Origin of the sequence: Alteribacter keqinensis (assembly GCF_003710255.1) — a bacterium.
Classification (GTDB): Bacteria; Bacillota; Bacilli; order Bacillales; family Salisediminibacteriaceae; genus Alteribacter; species Alteribacter keqinensis.
Genome location: NZ_RHIB01000001.1, coordinates 1,972,255 through 1,990,166, shown reverse-complemented (window position 1 = coordinate 1,990,166; position 17,912 = coordinate 1,972,255). Strand labels below are relative to the sequence as shown.

Annotated in this window: 22 protein-coding genes and 1 other annotated feature; of the genes, 18 read left to right on the top strand and 4 right to left on the bottom strand. The window is 46.0% G+C overall.

Going from position 1 to position 17,912, the window contains the following annotated elements:
• Positions 1-203 precede the first annotated feature (203 nt).
• The 5 genes from EBO34_RS09740 (at position 204) to EBO34_RS09725 (ending at position 3,247) form a co-directional block, all read left to right on the top strand.
• Positions 204-719 carry a DoxX family membrane protein gene (locus EBO34_RS09740; RefSeq protein WP_122897722.1) on the top strand — a complete coding sequence of 172 codons (516 nt, stop codon included), beginning with the start codon at positions 204-206 and terminating at the stop codon, positions 717-719.
• Positions 720-826: 107 nt separating this feature from the next.
• The gene (locus EBO34_RS09735) at positions 827-1,501 is read left to right on the top strand and encodes a hypothetical protein (protein ID WP_122897720.1); all 675 of its coding nucleotides are present in this window, start codon (positions 827-829) and stop codon (positions 1,499-1,501) included.
• Positions 1,479-1,652: a hypothetical protein gene (locus tag EBO34_RS20665; protein ID WP_183163796.1), complete on the top strand. Its 174-nt coding sequence runs from the start codon at positions 1,479-1,481 to the stop codon at positions 1,650-1,652. Before EBO34_RS09735 ends, EBO34_RS20665 begins: the two co-directional genes overlap by 23 nt.
• A 60-nt stretch (positions 1,653-1,712) precedes the next feature.
• Entirely contained in the window at positions 1,713-2,603 is an 891-nt protein-coding gene (locus tag EBO34_RS09730; protein ID WP_122897717.1) for a GNAT family N-acetyltransferase, read from the top strand.
• A 17-nt stretch (positions 2,604-2,620) separates the two neighbouring features.
• On the top strand, positions 2,621-3,247 hold the full coding sequence (locus EBO34_RS09725; RefSeq protein ID WP_122897715.1) for a class I SAM-dependent methyltransferase: 627 nt from the start codon (positions 2,621-2,623) through the stop codon (positions 3,245-3,247).
• A 214-nt stretch (positions 3,248-3,461) separates the two neighbouring features.
• Here the strand turns inward: EBO34_RS09725 and EBO34_RS09720 are convergent, their stop codons facing one another.
• From EBO34_RS09720 to EBO34_RS21090, 3 genes are all read right to left on the bottom strand, one after another.
• A complete protein-coding gene (locus EBO34_RS09720; RefSeq protein WP_122897713.1) occupies positions 3,462-4,691 on the bottom strand; it encodes an NADH:flavin oxidoreductase/NADH oxidase family protein in 1,230 nt (409 codons plus the stop codon).
• A 504-nt stretch (positions 4,692-5,195) separates the two neighbouring features.
• Positions 5,196-6,332, bottom strand: coding sequence for a S8 family peptidase (locus EBO34_RS09715; RefSeq protein ID WP_122897711.1), 1,137 nt, complete (start codon positions 6,330-6,332; stop codon positions 5,196-5,198).
• 45 nt (positions 6,333-6,377) lie between these two features.
• Positions 6,378-6,500, bottom strand: coding sequence for a hypothetical protein (locus EBO34_RS21090; protein ID WP_283234585.1), 123 nt, complete (start codon positions 6,498-6,500; stop codon positions 6,378-6,380).
• Between the two features lie 64 nt (positions 6,501-6,564).
• On the opposite strand from EBO34_RS21090, the gene EBO34_RS09710 reads away from it, so the two are divergent.
• The 4 genes from EBO34_RS09710 to EBO34_RS09695 all read left to right on the top strand — a co-directional run bounded on the left by EBO34_RS09710 (position 6,565) and on the right by EBO34_RS09695 (position 9,719).
• Positions 6,565-7,455, top strand: coding sequence for a helix-turn-helix domain-containing protein (locus tag EBO34_RS09710; protein ID WP_122897709.1), 891 nt, complete (start codon positions 6,565-6,567; stop codon positions 7,453-7,455).
• Positions 7,456-7,605: 150 nt separating this feature from the next.
• On the top strand, positions 7,606-8,574 hold the full coding sequence (locus EBO34_RS09705; RefSeq protein ID WP_249414039.1) for a DUF2332 domain-containing protein: 969 nt from the start codon (positions 7,606-7,608) through the stop codon (positions 8,572-8,574).
• 11 nt (positions 8,575-8,585) lie between these two features.
• The gene (locus EBO34_RS09700) at positions 8,586-9,074 is read left to right on the top strand and encodes an NUDIX hydrolase (protein ID WP_122897705.1); all 489 of its coding nucleotides are present in this window, start codon (positions 8,586-8,588) and stop codon (positions 9,072-9,074) included.
• Positions 9,075-9,092: 18 nt separating this feature from the next.
• On the top strand, positions 9,093-9,719 hold the full coding sequence (locus EBO34_RS09695) for a class I SAM-dependent methyltransferase (protein WP_249414038.1): 627 nt from the start codon (positions 9,093-9,095) through the stop codon (positions 9,717-9,719).
• A 168-nt stretch (positions 9,720-9,887) separates the two neighbouring features.
• On the opposite strand, the gene EBO34_RS21085 is transcribed toward EBO34_RS09695, so the two are convergent.
• Positions 9,888-10,013, bottom strand: a complete 126-nt coding sequence (locus tag EBO34_RS21085; RefSeq protein WP_283234584.1) for a hypothetical protein — start codon at positions 10,011-10,013, stop codon at positions 9,888-9,890.
• Positions 10,014-10,197: 184 nt separating this feature from the next.
• On the opposite strand from EBO34_RS21085, the gene EBO34_RS09690 reads away from it, so the two are divergent.
• From EBO34_RS09690 to EBO34_RS09645, 9 genes are all read left to right on the top strand, one after another.
• Complete coding sequence (locus EBO34_RS09690) at positions 10,198-11,010, top strand: M23 family metallopeptidase (protein ID WP_122897703.1); 813 nt, start codon at positions 10,198-10,200, stop codon at positions 11,008-11,010.
• Positions 11,010-11,846: a M50 family metallopeptidase gene (locus tag EBO34_RS09685; RefSeq protein ID WP_122898667.1), complete on the top strand. Its 837-nt coding sequence runs from the start codon at positions 11,010-11,012 to the stop codon at positions 11,844-11,846. Before EBO34_RS09690 ends, EBO34_RS09685 begins: the two co-directional genes overlap by 1 nt.
• A 428-nt stretch (positions 11,847-12,274) precedes the next feature.
• On the top strand, positions 12,275-13,732 hold the full coding sequence (locus EBO34_RS09680; protein ID WP_183163795.1) for an Rne/Rng family ribonuclease: 1,458 nt from the start codon (positions 12,275-12,277) through the stop codon (positions 13,730-13,732).
• Positions 13,733-13,786: 54 nt separating this feature from the next.
• Positions 13,787-13,879 (top strand) — a sequence feature (ribosomal protein L21 leader region).
• A gap of 15 nt (positions 13,880-13,894) precedes the next feature.
• Positions 13,895-14,203: a 50S ribosomal protein L21 gene (gene rplU / locus EBO34_RS09675; protein WP_122897699.1), complete on the top strand. Its 309-nt coding sequence runs from the start codon at positions 13,895-13,897 to the stop codon at positions 14,201-14,203.
• 12 nt (positions 14,204-14,215) lie between these two features.
• Positions 14,216-14,548, top strand: coding sequence for a ribosomal-processing cysteine protease Prp (locus EBO34_RS09670; protein WP_122897697.1), 333 nt, complete (start codon positions 14,216-14,218; stop codon positions 14,546-14,548).
• A 5-nt stretch (positions 14,549-14,553) separates the two neighbouring features.
• The gene (gene rpmA, locus EBO34_RS09665) at positions 14,554-14,847 is read left to right on the top strand and encodes a 50S ribosomal protein L27 (RefSeq protein WP_122897695.1); all 294 of its coding nucleotides are present in this window, start codon (positions 14,554-14,556) and stop codon (positions 14,845-14,847) included.
• A 344-nt stretch (positions 14,848-15,191) separates the two neighbouring features.
• Positions 15,192-15,590 (top strand): thiol-disulfide oxidoreductase DCC family protein, encoded by a 399-nt coding sequence (locus tag EBO34_RS09655; RefSeq protein ID WP_122897691.1) that lies wholly within the window; start codon positions 15,192-15,194, stop codon positions 15,588-15,590.
• A gap of 53 nt (positions 15,591-15,643) precedes the next feature.
• Positions 15,644-16,378, top strand: coding sequence for an MBL fold metallo-hydrolase (locus EBO34_RS09650; protein ID WP_122897688.1), 735 nt, complete (start codon positions 15,644-15,646; stop codon positions 16,376-16,378).
• 404 nt (positions 16,379-16,782) lie between these two features.
• Complete coding sequence (locus tag EBO34_RS09645; protein WP_429699422.1) at positions 16,783-17,796, top strand: PstS family phosphate ABC transporter substrate-binding protein; 1,014 nt, start codon at positions 16,783-16,785, stop codon at positions 17,794-17,796.
• Positions 17,797-17,912: the final 116 nt, after the last annotated feature.

Sequence of the window (17,912 nt, the reverse complement as noted above, 5' to 3'; positions counted from 1 at the left end):
GGGTATACTATAAGTGAAAGGAGATAGTGATCACAAACAATCCTTTAGCAAGCAGCTCTTATATTTACACCTTTATGTGAAATGTTGAGCAAACAAAACCATTCAAATGCTTTTTGACACACCGATCTCTTTTTTTTACCTTGTTATGTGAAATACTTCACAATAACCTGTGAAATGCAATCAACCTTAGGGGGAATGTTAAAATGTTTATGAATTTCTTGAGAGAAAACCGTTATGCTGCAGGGATTTTGACCGCTGTTCGTCTGTATATCGGATGGCTCTGGCTCACTGCCGGCTGGGGCAAGGTAACCGGTGGCTTCAGTGCAGAGGGTTATCTTATGGGCGTCGTGAATAATGAAGCTGTCATTGAGCAGTATCCGACTTACCACGCGTTTATTGAGAGCTTCGCGGTTCCGAATGCTGAACTGTTCAGTCATATGGTTGCTTGGGGAGAGCTTCTTGTAGGGCTTGGCCTCATTCTCGGAGTCCTTACTACCGCTGCTGCTTTCTTTGGGATTTTGATGAACTTTGCGTTCATGTTCGCAGGCACCATCTCTTCTAACCCTTGGATGATGCTCTTTACCATCTTCCTTCTCGCTGCAGGCTACAACGCAGGCCGCTTCGGTGGCGACCGTTGGGTGATTCCTTATATCCGCCAGCAGCTGTTTAACCGTAATGGCAACAAAAAGCACGCAGTCAGCAAACCGGCAGCTGCGTAAATCATTTTAACCAAAGGATGAACCCCACCAAGGGTTCATCCTTTTTTACTGGATTTTTATGTTAAAATAAAGAAGATTCAAAATGATATGACATAGGAGGGAAATGATTGATTATACATAAAGGTTATTTTATCGCTTCCCTCTCACTTTTCTTCGTTGTCATGGCTCTGAACTTCCCATTTCCTCATGCGACTTACCAGCGCGGGGTTCACTCGGCGGTGGTTTTAGGGATTCCGGTGAGTACAACGGATGGGATCATGTGGCTTGGATGGCTTTACATTACCATGATTGCAGCTGCGGTTGTGTTGCTCGTTAAAGCACTCGATAAATACAAACTGAGACTCTCTCTATTAAGCTTGCTCCTGGTGAACGCGCTGCCGATCGCAACGGCTTCCGCATATGAAAGAACGATTGCCTCTGGGGTGTATGCCGTGAGTTACGAAAGTGGGGAGAGTGTTTGCGAGTTTAATAGAACCGGTAACGAACCGATGAAAGTTGAGTGTGAGCTTATGTTTACGAATCACAGTAATGAAGCTGTCTTTTTTACACTTTCATTTATGGAGAGATATAGTGGGTATAAAGAATTTAATGAGGTTTTATCGCTCTTAAATGAAAATGGACCTTATGAAGTGAGCTTGAGAGGATCGGAGAGAAAGGTTGTTTCCATCTCAAAAGAAATGAATGTAAGTACCACCTCTAGTGCTGGTCGCTTTGGTGGGGGCAGCTTCAACGGACCCAACCTAAAGATCGAGGGTGATGATGGTAAAACGAGAACGTATTAAACGGATCCTCCTTGCAGGCACGATGTGCTTCGTTCTTTTTGCCTCAGAGGAGGAAAGCCCTTATGTTGAGTGGGCAAGTCATAGTGAAAGCCAGATTCAACGGCTTCAGGATGCTGCAATCATGTTCGAAGTAAGAGACGGTATTATTTGAATCAAAGAAAAAGATGTGACAAAAGCAGTCATGTGTTGCACATAAACGGAGGAAAAAAGAATGAAGACGATTCGAAAAGCAGAAGCGGCCGATCGGGCATTTATTGATCAATTATGCCAGTGGAGTTGGAAGGAAGAGACGCAAGGTCTTTCTTATCCCAGAGTGAAAGGGTTGGAGGAGCTTGAAGCGGAAGTGGCCGAGTGGGGGAACACGTACGGGGACACGCTTTATGTAGTAGAAAATAAAGATTATCCTGTTGGATTTTTCGGTTTTTTATATGAACCTGGAGACAAAGAGACGTATGTAATCGGACCGGTGTTTACAAAAGAAAATCACGATGAACGTGTATTTGAATGGCTTTTCGGACAACTGGAAGGTGAAATATCTGAACAGTTTGACACTGTCATTTTGAGTATTAATGAAAGCAACAGCCTTCTTTTATCCACGGCGGAGCAAAGAGAGTGGAAAAAGGGGTCCCGTCAAATCGAAATGAATATTGATGTTCAAGGATTTGAAGAGGGGACCAGCTTGATAAAAGTTCAGCCTTTACATAAAGGAGACCGTCACTACGAAGACGCGGCCCGGGTGTTAAGCCTGGCTGGAAAGTGGGAGAAGCCCGTAGAGCAGCTGGATGAATATTTGGGCGACTTTAAAATGGAAGCGGCATACGTGACCATTGACGATCGTGTTGCGGGGGCAATCCTGTGGGATCACATTGAAGGGACTACCTTTTACAGGCTGGAAGACGTTGCCGTTCACGAAGATTTTCGTAACCAAGGCGTGGCTTCGTCGTTGATCGAACACACGATTGAGAAAGCAAAAGAAGCAGCGGTTCACTCTTTATTTTTAAGTGTAGACGAAAAGAACGAAGGTGCAAGAAAGCTGTATCACCGTATTGGATTCTTTGAAACGATCGTATCTACTTCTTTTCGCTGGCAAAAAGGTAACTGATAGAGGAGAATGAAAAATTGCTAAATAAACAAGGATTTGATTTGTGGGCTAAAGCCTACGATCAGGACGTAATTGTAAGTGAGGAAAAGGACGAGTATCCCTTTGCGGGGTATCAGAAAAACATCAATGGAATTTATAGTGAAGTGATGAAGATAGATAAGGCAGACGTCTTGGATATTGGTTTTGGGACTGGTGTTCTTACAACGAGTTTATACGAATCCGGCCACCGGATAACAGGTATTGATTTTTCCAGTGAGATGATGGCTATTGCCCGCAGGAAAATGCCAGAGGCGAAGCTGATTGAATGGGATTTTGCAGAGGGGTTGCCCCAAAGCGTAGTGGAAGAAAAGTTTGACGCAGTGGTGAGTACCTATACGCTTCATCACTTGAGTGACAAGGGTAAAGTGCGAATGATTGAGGAGTTGTTGCCGCTTCTAAAAGAGAGCGGGAAGATCTTTATTGGTGACGTTGCATTTGAGACACGCGAGTTGTTAAGCGCATGCCGGGAAGAGAATCTTCACCACTGGGACAGTGATGAGGTTTACTTTGTGGCAGATGAGCTCAAAGACGCTCTTAGAGGAAGGTGTAAAGTGACGTTTCACAGGCATTCTCACTGTGGTGGGGTGTTTATTATTGAAGGTTAGAGTGAGGAGATTCTGTTTCTTTGCCGGATGCAACAGAACCGTCCCAGAACTGCGAGGTGACTTAGAGTGAACGATAGGCAAAGAAAAATCATGACGTTGTCGGGATTAATTGCGGGAGTGGCGCTGTTGGTTTATTTGTTTCTATTGAATTAGATTAAGAAAATTGGGAGGGGGGGTTCGTTGCTTCGCCGGATGCAACGGATCCGCCCCCCATTTAGATTCGCCTCTTATGTAACATGGCAGTGCCGTGGGTGACAATCATGTTAACAAGGGTTTTCCATGGGGAAAGGTCAGGATCGGGATCTTTCCCTTTTCCCATTCGTGCGAGTTGCTGTTCATACCAAGTGAGTTCTAACATGCTGGATATAGTGTTATCTAATGATTTAATGCCGGTTTTTATCGGTTTTGTGTTTACCGTTTCGTAGGAGCCATCGATGATTTGGTTCGGAAGATCAGGGTTTAAAGCAAACGGCTTTCCGATACCAACCATGTCTACGAACCCACTTTCAATGGCATCCACCATGGCTTTCCCAGATCGAAACCCTCCGGTAACAACAAAGGGGGCACGAATGAAATGCCTTGCCTTTTCAGCGTACTCTAAAAAATAGGCTTCTCTTTCCTTCGTACTTTTTTTCACGTCTCCACCAAGCATTTTAGGGTTTTCATAGTTTCCACCTGAAATTTCGATCAAATCAATACCCGCTTCGTCCATGATTTTAAGTACGTCCATGGACTCTTCTTCAGTAAATCCTCCCCGTTGAAAATCAGCTGAATTAAGTTTAATGCCTATGGGAAAATCATCGCCTACTTGCTTTCTTATTTCTTGGTAAACCTTTAAAAGAAATTGCATGCGATGGTTCAATTCTCCACCCCATTCATCTGTTCGTTGGTTATGATGTGGAGATAAAAATTGACTGATTAAATATCCATGGGCCGAATGAATTTGGACCCCTGTAAATCCTGCTTTTTTAACAACTTTTGCAGCACGTCCAAAGCGTTTAATGATTTCCCAAATTTCATGAGTAGTGAGTGCACGAGGCTTGTTAAAGGAGTATGTACCTCCAAAGAGGGGAACAGCACTGGGGGCAACGGGTTCTTTTGATACGGATTTTGGTGTTTGCTTCCCTGGGTGATTTAACTGAACCCAAAGGTGAGTATCATGCTGAGTGCCTGCGTTTGCCCACTTCTTTAACATGGCTAAGTCCCGCTCGTCTTCAATCGCAACATTTCCAGGTTCCCCTATAGCTTTTCGATCGACCATCACGTTCCCACTAATCAGAAGGCCTGCACCGCCTTTAGCCCAACGTGCGTATAAATCAATAAGTGACTCTGTAGGGTTGTTTTGTGATGTGGCGAGGGCTTCACTCATAGCAGCTTTAAAAAACCGATTTTTAATGGTGAAGGTTTTCGATTTTAATAGTGTCGTTAACGATGACGTTTCCATATTGACCTCCATTCTTTACAGTGCCAGGCACCGTAGGTAAACAGATCATAGCATGCATACTTCGATCGGGAAAGATATTTGAGTGTGGGGGGTTCAGGTGGAGTATTGACGGAAAAAGAGAAGACGGTTCCACTGCTTCGCAGGAAGCAAAAGAACCGTCTGAGACCACTGAGAAAGTAAGGCCCACCTTTTTCAATGCCTTTATTTTAATGGCAATGGATCCACCCGGTTGCGCGCCTGTTACGAGAAACCCCCTCGTATCAGGCTTTTAAAAGAGGCAACTGTTCCCATCATTGCAAAGAAGGCAATGTAAAAGGTAAAGACCGAACTTTTTCAGTGCCTTCACAAATACAAGAGAGGTGACTGAGGATGAGCGAAAAACAGCGGAAAATCATGACGTTATCGGGAGTGATTGCCGGGATTGTACTGCTGATTTATTTGTTCCTCGGCAGCTGTGAAAAAGAAGAAGAACCTGGTGCACGAAGCGCCAGGTCCTGTCTGTTATTATTGCTGGATGGCATCGAGAGACTGGACAAGGCCATGACCGTATTGGTTAGACCCTCCCAGGTTTACAGCTGTGTCGTTTAACAGGTTTCTTAACTCCACATTAGTCAGTCCGGGCTTTGCCTGCCATACTTGTGCGGCAACACCTGCGACGTGTGGGGAAGCCATTGACGTACCGTTGAAAGCAGCATAATTGTTGCCGGGAGTTGTGCTCAAAACACTCACACCAGGAGCTGAAATTTCAACAGCCGGTCCTGTACTTGAGAATGTCGCGCGGTTGTTGTTCTGATCGACAGCTGCGACAGCGATTACGGAATCGTATTTCGCAGGGTAGCCGACAGTGTCATTGTTGCCGCCGCGGTTTCCGCTGTTACCGGCTGCTGCAACAACGAGAAGGCCTTCTTCGTAAGCCAGGTTGGAGAACTGCTCAAGGATAGATGAACTCTGGGATCCGCCTAAACTCATATTGATGATATCCATTCCGTTATTGATCGACCATTCGATTCCTTGAGCGATACCGGCATAGGAGCCGCTGCCGTTGTTGTTGAGTACTTTTACAGCATAAAGCTCAGCCTGTGTCGCAACACCGACAACACCAAGATTGTTATCGACAGCAGCGACTGTTCCGGCTACGTGGGTGCCGTGTCCGTCAGCGTCGTAAAAAGGATCGTTGTTTGCTGAATCCGTAAACACAGAGTGTCCGCCTTTTACATTGGCAGCAAGGTCTTCGTGATTACGGTCAATACCAGTGTCAAGGATAGCGACTTTAAGCCCGGCTCCGGTGTAACCTGCGTCCTGAGCAGCCGTTCCCTGTACATGGGGAACCCCCCAAGGTACGGTCTGACCGAGTGCCTGCACTTCAGCATTTTCTTCGACAGCCGAGATCTGCGGGTGATTAGCCAGTCCGCGGGCCTGGTTGTCTGTAAGGTTTACATGGACGACAGGCAGGTGGTCGTATGTATGAAGGATGTCACTCTCATCTACTCCGAATGCTTTAATTAACCCTTTGCTTGCCGGTCCGTCAAACTGGACTAAATAATCCTGGCTTGCATTACTTCCGCCATCTGCAAATGCCCCAACCTGTACCGGGATGGCAAGTAACACCAATGCCAGCCATACTGTGAATAATTTTTTCAAATTGATCCTCTCCCTTATCTGTATGTTTTGTGGTTATAAAGCTGTTTAACTTTCATATGGCAGGTCCTGAGGCAGCGTATTGATTCCAGCCTGAGCATCAGTTACGCTCAATGTTCCTGCACTGATAAAGCCTGCGATGAATGCAATGACAACGAGTTTTTTCCACATGTGGCAACCCTCCTTTCAAAGATCTGGTAAACTGGTAAAAAAGAGTATAGTAAGGTGAAACGGTATGAATAACCAAAAGTTAGGCGAAGAAATCGTAAAGCTCCGCAAGCAGCACTTTCTTTCACAAAAACAGCTTGCTGAAGGGATCTGCAGCCAGTCAGCCATTTCTCAAATCGAGCGGGGACAGATTTTTCCGGGAGTTGATACGCTGTATAACCTGTCAGCTAAACTTCATGTACCAATCGACTACTTTATCCAGCTCATGCTTGAAGACGATATGGATGAAAATGAGGATCTCATAGCCCATGTTGAACATTTGTCCGGCGAGCAGAAGTTTGAACAGATGTATGGGCTGCTCAAGGGAAAATTGGACGAATCCATTAACTGCTACTGGATGACAAGCTATCTCACGTGGCATTTTCACTTAAGTGCCTATCAGACAAAACGTGTTTCAATAGAAAAAACCATTCAGCTGCTCAAAGACCTACACGATGAGAAGAAAACACCTGTTCAGTCAAAAGGTAATCTGCGGAACCGGATTCTTAACTCGATTGCCTACCTGCTGGCAACGAACGGGCAGTATAAGGAAAGCCTGTATTACTATGACAAAATCCTTAAGAATGAAGACCGGTCATCAGCGGTTACGTCTGTTCTGACTCCCGATATTTTCACAATCAGGGTTATGTACAATAAATCTAAAACTCTCTATGACATGGGTGCTTCAGAAGAGTCACTCGCGACGATTGAGGACGGTATTAAGAAGTCACTGGAAAAGGAAAATATGTCTCTTCTGGGCCAATTCTATTACTACCGCGGTCAGTGCTTTGAGAGACTCGGCTCGGATGAGGACGAAATTAGAGAATGTTACCAAAAAGCGCTCTTCATTTTCGAACTGCTTGATAAGAAGCTGTACAGCCGGCTGCTATGGAAATATAAAGAAAGCTACCTGAAGTGAATGATTTTTCTGAATATTTGTTTTATATCCTACCTAGTTACAGAGGTTAGTACAATAGGGTTTTGAAAGAAAATTATCAGTAAACTTATCGTTAATGGATTTTATTTACATAAATAAATCATTCTGTTAATTATGTGGGGAGGAGTTCCTGTGGATCTCTCGGGACGTTTTGTACGTTTTGCTGAAAAAGAGTGTAAAGGATCAAGTCCGCTTTACGAAAAATGGAGTAAAGAGGTTGCGAAAGACCGGCAGCTCCTTGACCTGGCTTCGAACGCCGGGGAGGGACAGCCGGTTCCGAATCTGTTTTTTGGTGCTGTTCAATATCTGCTCCTTAAAGAAAAAGAGGATGGGATCCTGGGGGCGGATTTTAAGAGATTTAAAGAATTCTGCATCGAGAACAAATCAGAGATTTCGCGTCTGTTAAAAACAAAGCGTGTACAAACAAATGAGATCAGACGATGTGCGTATCTTTATCCGGTGTTTTGCTCGATTTTTCAACAGACGGCCAAGCCTCTCTCTTTGATTGAAATCGGGACGAGTGCAGGTCTGCAGCTCCATTGGGATCGTTACTCGTATGAATATGGGGACGGTTATACATATGGGAAGGCGGATTCTTCTGTCCGGATTCGCTCCGAGTTTAAAGGGAAGCCTGTTCTTTTGCCCGAGAGCCCGCCTGTTGTTTCAAGAGTAGGGGTGGATCTTTACGTGAATGACGTAAGAAAAGAGGAAGATCGCATGTGGCTGAAGGCACTCATCTGGCCCGAGCACGAAGAACGACGCGTCCTGTTTGAAGAAGCCGCACGGGTGATGAAAAAAGATCCTGTTCAGCTCATTGAAGGAGACGGAGTCAGTCTGTTGCCCGAACTGGCGGAAAAAACCGAGAGAGATTCGACCCTCGTTGTTTTTCATACCCACGTGGCTAATCAGATGCCTGTCAATGTTAAAGAACAGTTGGAGAAAAACATCCACTTAATCAGCGGTTGGCGTGATGTTTTCCATGTGTACAACAACATGTGGGATGGTTTGCTGCATGTGGATTCAATAATAGACGGGATTGAGGAGAAAAACACCATTGGCCGCACGGAAGGGCACGGCCAATGGTTTGAGTGGAATCTTTAGGAGGCCGGATGATGCTGAATTTTACGATTTGTTTTATTAAAAGGGGAAACGAAATTCTTTTGCTCAACCGGGAAAAAGGATCATGGATGGGCAGGTGGAACGGTGTCGGTGGGAAAATTGAACCCGGGGAAACACCTCTTCAAGGGGTGCTTAGAGAAGTAAAAGAAGAGACGGGGCTGGTGCTTACTGACATCGACCATAAAGGAAATGTAACGTGGGTGATAGACGGTGCAGATTATGGAGGCATGTATGTGTATATTGCTGAAATTCCGGAACAGACATCGTATCCAACACCGGTAAAAAGAGAAGAAGGGATTCTGGACTGGAAAACGAGAGAGTGGCTTATTGATAAAGAAAACACGGGCCTTGCTGATTTTATGTATTTCCTGCCACAGATGCTTGATGGGGAAAATAAACATACATACCGGTATTATTACGAAGGAGACCTGCTCGTAAATGTAGACGAAAATCCACTGGAGAAGGTGTACAGCCGGGTTTAGTAAAGGAGAAATGAACAGGTGTTAAATAAACAGGGATTCGATTTGTGGGCAAAAGCCTATGATCAGGACGTGATGGTTATTGAAGAAAAGAACGAGTATCCCTTTGCAGGGTATAAGAAGAACATCAACGGAATTTACAGTGAAGTGATGAAAAAAGACCAAGCAGAGGTTTTGGATATCGGCTTTGGGACAGGTGTACTGACCACAAGCCTCTATGAAGACGGCCATCGGGTTACGGGGATTGATTTTTCCAGTGAAATGATAGCCATAGCCAGGGGGAAAATGCCTGATGCGACCTTGATTGAGTGGGATTTTGCAAAAGGACTGCCTACGGAAGTGAAGGAAGAAAAGTTTGACGCCGTTGTGAGTACATACGCCCTTCACCATTTGAGTGACGAGGAGAAGGTAAGGATGGTGAGGGAGCTGCTGCCGCTGTTAAAAGAAGGCGGCAAAATTTTCATCGGGGACGTGGCATTTGAAACGCGGGAGCATCTGAACACATGCCGGGAGGAGAATCTTCATCACTGGGACGGGAATGAGTTTTACTTTGTGGCTGATGAGCTGGAAGAAGCGTTAAGGGGAGTATGCCGGGTGACGTTCCACAAGCATTCCTACTGCGGCGGTGTGTTTGTTATAGAGAAGTAGGGCGAAGGTTTATCGGTTTTAAGTAAGTGTGTGATTAACGGCTTAATATTTTTTAAGTGGTTTTAACTGTATGATTATCGGTTTTAAATATGCAATCACCGGTTCTTAAAATTTTGCATCCATTTTATCCCCTAAAAAACCTCACCGGCCCGCGCCGGTGAGGTCCTTTTAATTCTTTTTATACTGGGCAATGAGCTCCAGTGCTGCCTGGGAAAATTCGACGGACTGAAAAGAAAAAATGGAGACGGCTGCCACTGAGAGAAGACCTGCAAAGCTTTCGACGATCAGGTTCATATGCTTTTGCCCCCCTGTTTTCTGGTTTAGCTTATTATAGCAGGTGAACAAGGCGTCAGGGCGTGAAAAATCGTGTAATTTAACCACTCACAATGCTGGGTGACAGGCTCCGCATATTCCCTCCGGACAAGTCATATAGTGTATTAATAAGTCTCAATGGTATGCAGAGGATGGGGGAAAGAGAATGAAAAATCGGGCGGAGAAAATAAAAAGAATGATGGAAGCAAAGCGTAAGCGCCGGCAGCCCGGCAGAGCACGGGAAGGGGAGCGGAGACGGGACCGGTCTTCCTATCCGCCATGGATTCAGACGAGCCATGACGAGGCCAGGGAAGAAACGGACTTTTACCGCCCCGGTGCAAGGGATAAGGAGCAGTCTGAACCTTTCTTTAAAAAGGAGACCATCATGTTTCAGGTACTCTCGAGTGTGTGCCTGTTCCTTCTTGTTGCAATCCTTTTCAGTCTTCCGGCAGGGCAGTTTGATACCGCCCGTCAGTTTGTTCATCAATCCTTTAATCAGGACTTCGAATTTGCTGCGGTGTCTGACTGGTATGAGAATCAGTTCGGCCGTCCCCTTGCTCTCCTGCCCCCAAGCATGGAAGTAGCACCGGCACCTGAGGGGGAAGACATGGAACTGGCATACGCGTTACCTGCTAACGGGACCATCGCCGAGTCCTTTGAGCAGAACGGACGGGGCATTTATGTGGAGACGAATATTAATGAGTCTGTTGAAGCGGTCCGGGGTGGCGTGATCAGCTTTGTAGGTGAAGACGAAGCAAAAGAGTGGGGAAAAACAGTGGTGATCCGTCATTACGACGGGGGAGAATCGTGGTACGGCATGCTCGACAATATCCAGGTAAATCTCTATGACCATGTGGAAGCAGGTGATCTGGTCGGGTACGTATCACCGGCTCGTGATGACGATTCGGTTGGTGTGTATTACTTTGCATTAAAAGAAGGGGAAAGTTTCGTTGATCCGATTGATGTGATCGCACCTTGATGGATCTTTTGAAGATCGTTAAAGTTCACCCGCTCTTCTGGGTCATTCTAGGCTCCGGGGTCATTACCGGTTATTTTAAGGAAGTCATCATGATGTTTTTGATCGTGTTTATTCATGAGATGGGACATGGATGGACGGCGAAACGGTTTGGCTGGCGCCTGACTAAGATTGAACTCCTTCCTTTTGGTGGTGTGGCAGAAACAGAGGAGTACGGAAACAGGCCGGTGAAAGAAGAAGCGCTTGTGATTATCGCCGGACCCCTGCAGCACCTCTGGCTCATTGCCCTGAGCTTTATCTGCCTACAGTTTCAATGGTGGAGTGCTTCGGATCATGCCATTTTTCTGTTTCACAACCTGACAATTCTGGCCTTTAACCTTCTGCCGATTAAGCCATTGGACGGAGGCAAATTACTGTTTGTTCTTCAGACTGCGTTCCTTCCATACCGGAAAGCACTCTACACATCGTTTTATTCTTCTCTCGTGTTTTTAACGCTGTTCTGGTGTGTTGCTTTGAGCATTCTTCCCTTCCATCTGAATTTAATCGTCGTCCTCAGCTTCCTCGCTGTTCATCATTATCTTGAATGGAGACAGCGGCATTTTATTTTCATGCGTTTTCTCATCGAGCGTTTTGAGAAAAAGGCAAAACTCGTGAGCCGGATGAGGCCTTTGTTTGTGAATGGGGACGAGAAGGTCGCTGATGTGATTAAAAAATTGAGACGAAACTGTCAGCACATGATTGTCCTCCACGATACTGGAAAAGCAGTTGAGGAAGAAAAAATCCTTGAAGCTTTTTTTAATCAGAAAAAAAGAATGCTCCCCATAGACGCGGTCTTTTGATCGACGAAGGGGAGCTTCTTATTTTGAGAGGATGTGCAGATACGAGATTTCAGCAACCTAATTAGCAACTAACCGTTCTTGAAAAGGCAAATTTGGTCTTCACAGAATAATGCCTTAAAGCCTTTGGTGCTCCAGCTGCACCCTGGTTTTAGACGTTTTAAGGGAGATGGATTTAGCCGGCTTCTTCATCTTCTGTAAACAGGGGATATTAAAAATCCTATATCAAGTATTTTTCATAAATATGAGGAATGAAGCGGAAGGCGGCGACTCCCGCGGAAAGAGTCCGCCTGCAGTGCAATGGACTTTGAGTATAAAAGAATGTTTGAAACTATTCTTTAAATAAAGCAGAGGGTAAAAGGTCTAAAAAGCGGCAAATCGTCTGATCATGTATAATAACGGTAATCAGACAGGAAACGGAGCGACAGACAGTGCTTGAAATCATATTAAATACAATTACAGATGAAAAGCGAGGCGCCATTCTTGAAAACGGCAAAGTCGTGGAGTGGCTCGTGGAGCTCCCGGCCGGAACGGCGAGAGTAGGCGATATATATAAAGGGAGAGTTACAAAGGTGCTTCCGGGAATGGAAGCGGCGTTTGTGGATCTCGGAATTGGAAAAGACGGCTACTTACATAGTAAAGACGTGAGGGCGACAGACGGTGGGAAAAAGCCGATTGCCTCGTGTGTGAAACAGGGCCAGGAAGTGCTTGTCCAGGTTGCGAAAGAAGAGATGAGTACGAAAGGGCCGAAGCTCTCGGAATTTATCCAGCTTCCGGGGCAGTCCATTGTTTACCTTCCCTACTCTGATTACGTGGCTGTATCAAAGCGCCTTGGGGAAGATGAGCTGAGAAAAGAGTGGCGTACGTTCGGGCAGGAGACGGTAGAGGCTCCGGAGGGGATCATTATCCGGACCGTTGCAAAAGAACTGAGTATGGATCAGGTAAGGCAGGAGCTCGATGTGCTCCGGGAGATGTTCAGGGACAGCCTTGTGGATTCGAAGGAGAAAGGAGCCCCGGCACTTGTGTTTGAGGGGGGATCGATGATTTTGCAGGTGGCAAGAAACTATGCCCACCGGCCGAATACGAAAATTACGATCGACCATCCGAAAGACTACACCTTTTTGACCCGCTGGCTGAGGATGAATCCCTTTGAACAGGCAGAGGTACGTTTGCATAAAGAGCGTGGAGGCATTTTTACGGTCTTCGATCTGGAAAAAAAGCTTGAGCATGTGTTCAGTAAGCAGGTGTGGCTGAAAAACGGCGGCTCTTTAATAATAGAAGAAACAGAAGCAATGACCGTCATTGATGTGAATACGGGGAAGTTTACCGGAAAGACGTCCCTTGAGGATACGGTGGTTAAAGCGAACTGTGGGGCGGCGGTGGCTGTGGCTGAACAGTTGCGTCTCCGGGATCTCGGCGGAATTATTATTGTGGACTTTATTGATATGGAGGACGAAAAGAGCCAGGAGCTGGTATTAAAGACCTTGAATGATGCTCTCAGAGAGGACCGGACAAGAACGACTGTGATTGGGTTTACAAAGCTCGGGCTTGTGGAGATGACCCGGAAAAAAGCGAGGTCGACGGTGGCGGAACGGCTTACGGAGTCATGTACGGTTTGTGAAGGGAAAGGCCTCGTGAGATCGGCACAGAGCCTGTACTTTGCTCTTGAGCGTGAGCTTCTTGAGATGCAGGATACAGAGGCGGTTGTCATCAGCGCAGGAAAGGAACTGGGGGAGTATCTGGATACGGGTCGTCACAGACATTCTCTTGAGGAGAAGACGGGAGTGCGTGTTTTCTTTACCCAGACAGAGGGTTTGGGTTACTCGGTTCGTTTTGCCGGTGAGTTGGAGGATGCGAAGGGTTTTTGGAATCGGCAAACTGGTGATTGACACTGATTTTGCCGTTGTGATATGATATTTCTTGTTAGTTGTTTGGTTGCACCCAAAGAACTGCAACCGCACAGAGCAGGTTTTTAAGCGAACTGCCCCTCGGCTGAGGGATAGAAAGCACCTGCAATGGCGAGTCTGAGTAATTAAGGAGGTGCGCATGATATGTACGCAATTATTGAAACTGGTGGTAAACAAGTGAAAGTAACTGAAGGCCAAGAGGTTTTCGTTGAAAAGCTTGATATTGCTGAAGGTGAAACTGTAACGTTTGACCGGGTAATCCTAGTTGGTGGTGACGAGACGAAAGTTGGTTCTCCATTGGTAGAGGGTGCTTCTGTTTCTGCTAAGGTTGAGAAACACGGCCGCGGCAAGAAGACAATCGTTTACAAAATGAAGAAGCGTAAAAACTATCGTCGTAAGCAGGGTCATCGTCAGCCTTACACGAAAGTAACGATCGATTCTATTACCGTTTAATCGGGGGCTCTTATGATCAGAGTTACGGTTGAGCGAAATGAAAATAAGCATATTTCGTCGTTTACGATGAAGGGACATGCTGATTCCGGCCCCCATGGTCATGACCTTGTGTGTGCTGCAGCGTCTGCTTTGTCGTTTGGGACGATCAATGCCATTGCTGAGCTTTGTGAACTCGAGCTTCCTGTAGAGATGGGAAGTGAGGGTGGTTTTCTCCGCTGTCAGGTTCCGGGTGACCTCGGGGTTGATACGCATGAGAAAGTACAATTGCTCTTAGAAGGGCTCTTCGTATCGTTTTCCATGCTGGTGGAACAATACGGGGAGTATATCCAAGTAAACAGGAGGTGAAAGTTATGTTTTTGAAACTGGATCTTCAATTTTTCGCACAGAAAAAAGGGGTAGGTAGTACGAAAAACGGTCGTGACTCAATCTCTAAGCGTTTAGGTACTAAACGTGGAGACGGTCAGTCTGTTACTGGTGGATCTATCCTTGTACGTCAACGCGGAACTCGCATTTACCCTGGTGTAAACGTGGGCCGAGGCGGAGACGACACGTTGTTCGCAAAAGTTGACGGCGTTGTTAAATTTGAGCGTGTAGGTCGCGATCGCAAACAAGTGAGCGTATACCCTGAGGTTCAAGAAGCGTAAGTCAATACATGAAGAAAGCCCTCGATGCCGCTTAGGTGGTGTCGGGGTTTTTTTGTGTTTTGGAGGAGGGGGAGCAGTGGGGGAGCGGCGTTTAGTCGAGTTAGCGGTGGGTTTAATCAAGTTAGAGGGTGGTTTAATCAAGTTAGGTGGGAGGGGCGGTTTTTTGAGGTTTGCGGGCAGCCTCACGCGCCACTTAAACAGGTTCCCCGATCGTTTGAACAGATTCGGCACCGATTTAAACAGGTTACTCCGCCGTTTAAACAGCTTTCTCATCCATTTAAACAGGTTAGCCTTTCTCACGTTGTGATACACTGAGAATACAGACTGTGACAGGGGTGATCGGAGTGGGAAAGGTCGTACTGTTTGACGGTGAGTGCAATTTTTGTGATGGGAGCGTGCAGTTTATCATAAAGCGTGACCCGGATAAGGTGTTTTCATTTGCGTCCCTTCAGAGTGAAGAAGGAAAGCGGCTTGTGGAGAAGTCGGGTATTCCCCTGGGGACAGACAGTATGATCCTTGTAGAAGAGGATGGGAGCTCCCACATGAAATCAGGGGCGGCGCTTCGAATCGTCCGGGAGCTTAGGCGGCCGTGGAATTTATTGTGGGTGTTTATCCTGATTCCATATCCTTTGCGGGACGGGGTTTACAACATTATTGCCCGAAACCGGATAAAGTGGTTTGGGAAAAGGGCGGCGTGCCGTGTTCCGACGGCTGAAGAGCGGGAGCGGTTCCTGGATTATTAAGGAGCGAAACGAAGGACGTTGCAAGTGCGTTTAAAAAAGGAGGCTGATTGATCGTGAAAATTACAGTTGTCGGGTTTTGGGGAGCCTATCCGGAACAAGAAGAAGCCACATCGTGTTATCTAGTGGAGCATAATGGAATGAAAGTAGTGATCGACTGCGGAAGCGGGGCCGTGTCACAGCTCCAGAGATACACGGAGCTGAAGGACGTGGATGCAGTGGTGTTCAGTCATTATCACGCGGATCACATTGCGGATTTGGGAGTGATTCAGTACGCAAGGATTGTGGATAAAGCGCTTGAACGGACGAGTGACAGCCTTTTAATGTACGGACATCAGGAAGACAAAGCGGCGTTTCAGTCATTGACGAAGGAGCCGGCGGTGGAAGGCTTGCCTTACAGTGAAGGCGAGTCGCTTCAGTTTGGCGAGATGAAATTTACGTTTTGCCGTACAGATCATCCGGTACCGTGCTTTGCCATACGTGTGGAAGCGGCGGGGCGGTCAGCTGTTTACACCGCGGACACTACATATCTCGATGAACTTGTTCAGTTCAGCAAAGGAGCGGATCTCCTGATTGCGGAAACGAGTTTTTACGCAGATCAGGACTCAAAGCCCTTTGGTCACATGAACAGCGTGGAAGCCGGGCGGATGGCCCGAAAAGCAGGTGTGGGGCATCTGGTGTTGACTCACCTGCCGCACTTTGGAAATTATGAAGACTTGGTTAAGGAAGCCCGGGGGGAGTTCGGCGGAGAGGTTGAGCTTGCTGCCGGGGGGAAAGTATTTAAATTGTAAATGACGTAATTATTATAGAATTAGCGGTTTTTAGAAGAAGGCTGTGTGAGAAGGTGAGGTTTTACCTTCCTGCACAGCCTTTTTCTATTTGTCTCAAATGATGTTCAGAAAAAACACTGCAAAATCTGACAAAAATATATGAACACAATATGAACACCGGGAAGCGATGAAGATTATCAACAGTCCCCTATCAATTTTATGAAATCCTCCCTGTACCGCAATTTTACACAAAATTGTGCGGGGACAGACCCCCTTCCTTCCCTCTCTTCTTTTTTTGAAATTTACAATACCTTCACAATTGCTTTACACAGGGTTTATTTCTCCTTAATATTCGTCTTTTATACTAGCAATTGTAAGAGAGTTAATCACAGAAATAAGAGAATTTACTCGATACGAGGAGGAAATTGACAGTGAAAAAGTTTGGCTTATCAGTATTAGCAGCAGGATTTATGGTAGTAGCAGCAGCTTGTGGTGGCGGGGAAGAAGAAGGGAATACAGGAGATGCCGCTGCAGACTCTAACGGTTCATCCGATGAAACAACAGAAGAAGCAAACGAAGATCTTTCAGGGTCAGTAGCAATTGACGGGTCAGGTACTGTTTATCCTCTAATGGCACGTATTGCCGAAGAGTTTATGGTAAATGAACAACAAGGAGTGAGCGTAGAAGTGAGCCGTGCTGGAACAAGCGCGGGTATGCAGCGTTTCGTGAACGGTGAAACGGATCTTTCAAACGCTTCACGTGAAATCAGAGATACTGAAATTGAAGAACTGGAAGCCAACGGAATTGAATCCCAGGAGTTTAAAGTAGCTTTAGATGGTTTGACAATCGTGACTCACCCTGAGAATGACTGGGCGACTGATTTAACAGAAGAAGAAGTAAAAGAAATGTTCGTAACAGGCAACTTTGCAGATGACGATGTTGTTATGTGGTCTGATATCCGTGATGAGTGGCCGGATGAGGAAATCAATTTCTATGGACCGAACGAAAACCACGGTACAAACGAATTCTTCGTACAGGAAATTATTGAAGAGCAGGACCTTGTAGATACAATCAATCTTCAACAGGAATACTCTACTCTTGTTAACTTAATTTCTGAAGACGAAAACGGTATTGGATTCTTTGGATTCGGTTACTACGCAAACAACACTGATAAGCTTAACGCAGTGTCAATTGACTTTGGTGATGGTCCGGTAGAACCTTCTCTAGACACGATTGCAGAAGATGGCGACTATGCTCCATTTACTCGTCCTGTATTTACTAACCTAAGCATCAACTCCACACAGGAAAAGCCTGAAGTTAAGGCATTTGCAGAGTACATTATGCAGGTTGCCAATGACTTTGCCGGAGAAACTGGATTCGCTCCACTTCCAGACGAAGAACTGCAAGAGCAGTTGGAGCAAATTCAAGCAATCGATTAGTTAATGAAATTATAAATGTGATGAAGGTGGGGGGCGAGAGCGCTTCTCATCTTCAATCATGTAAAAAAGATAACAAGGGATTAACAATCAAGAGCAGCATTTTGATTGAAAGGGGA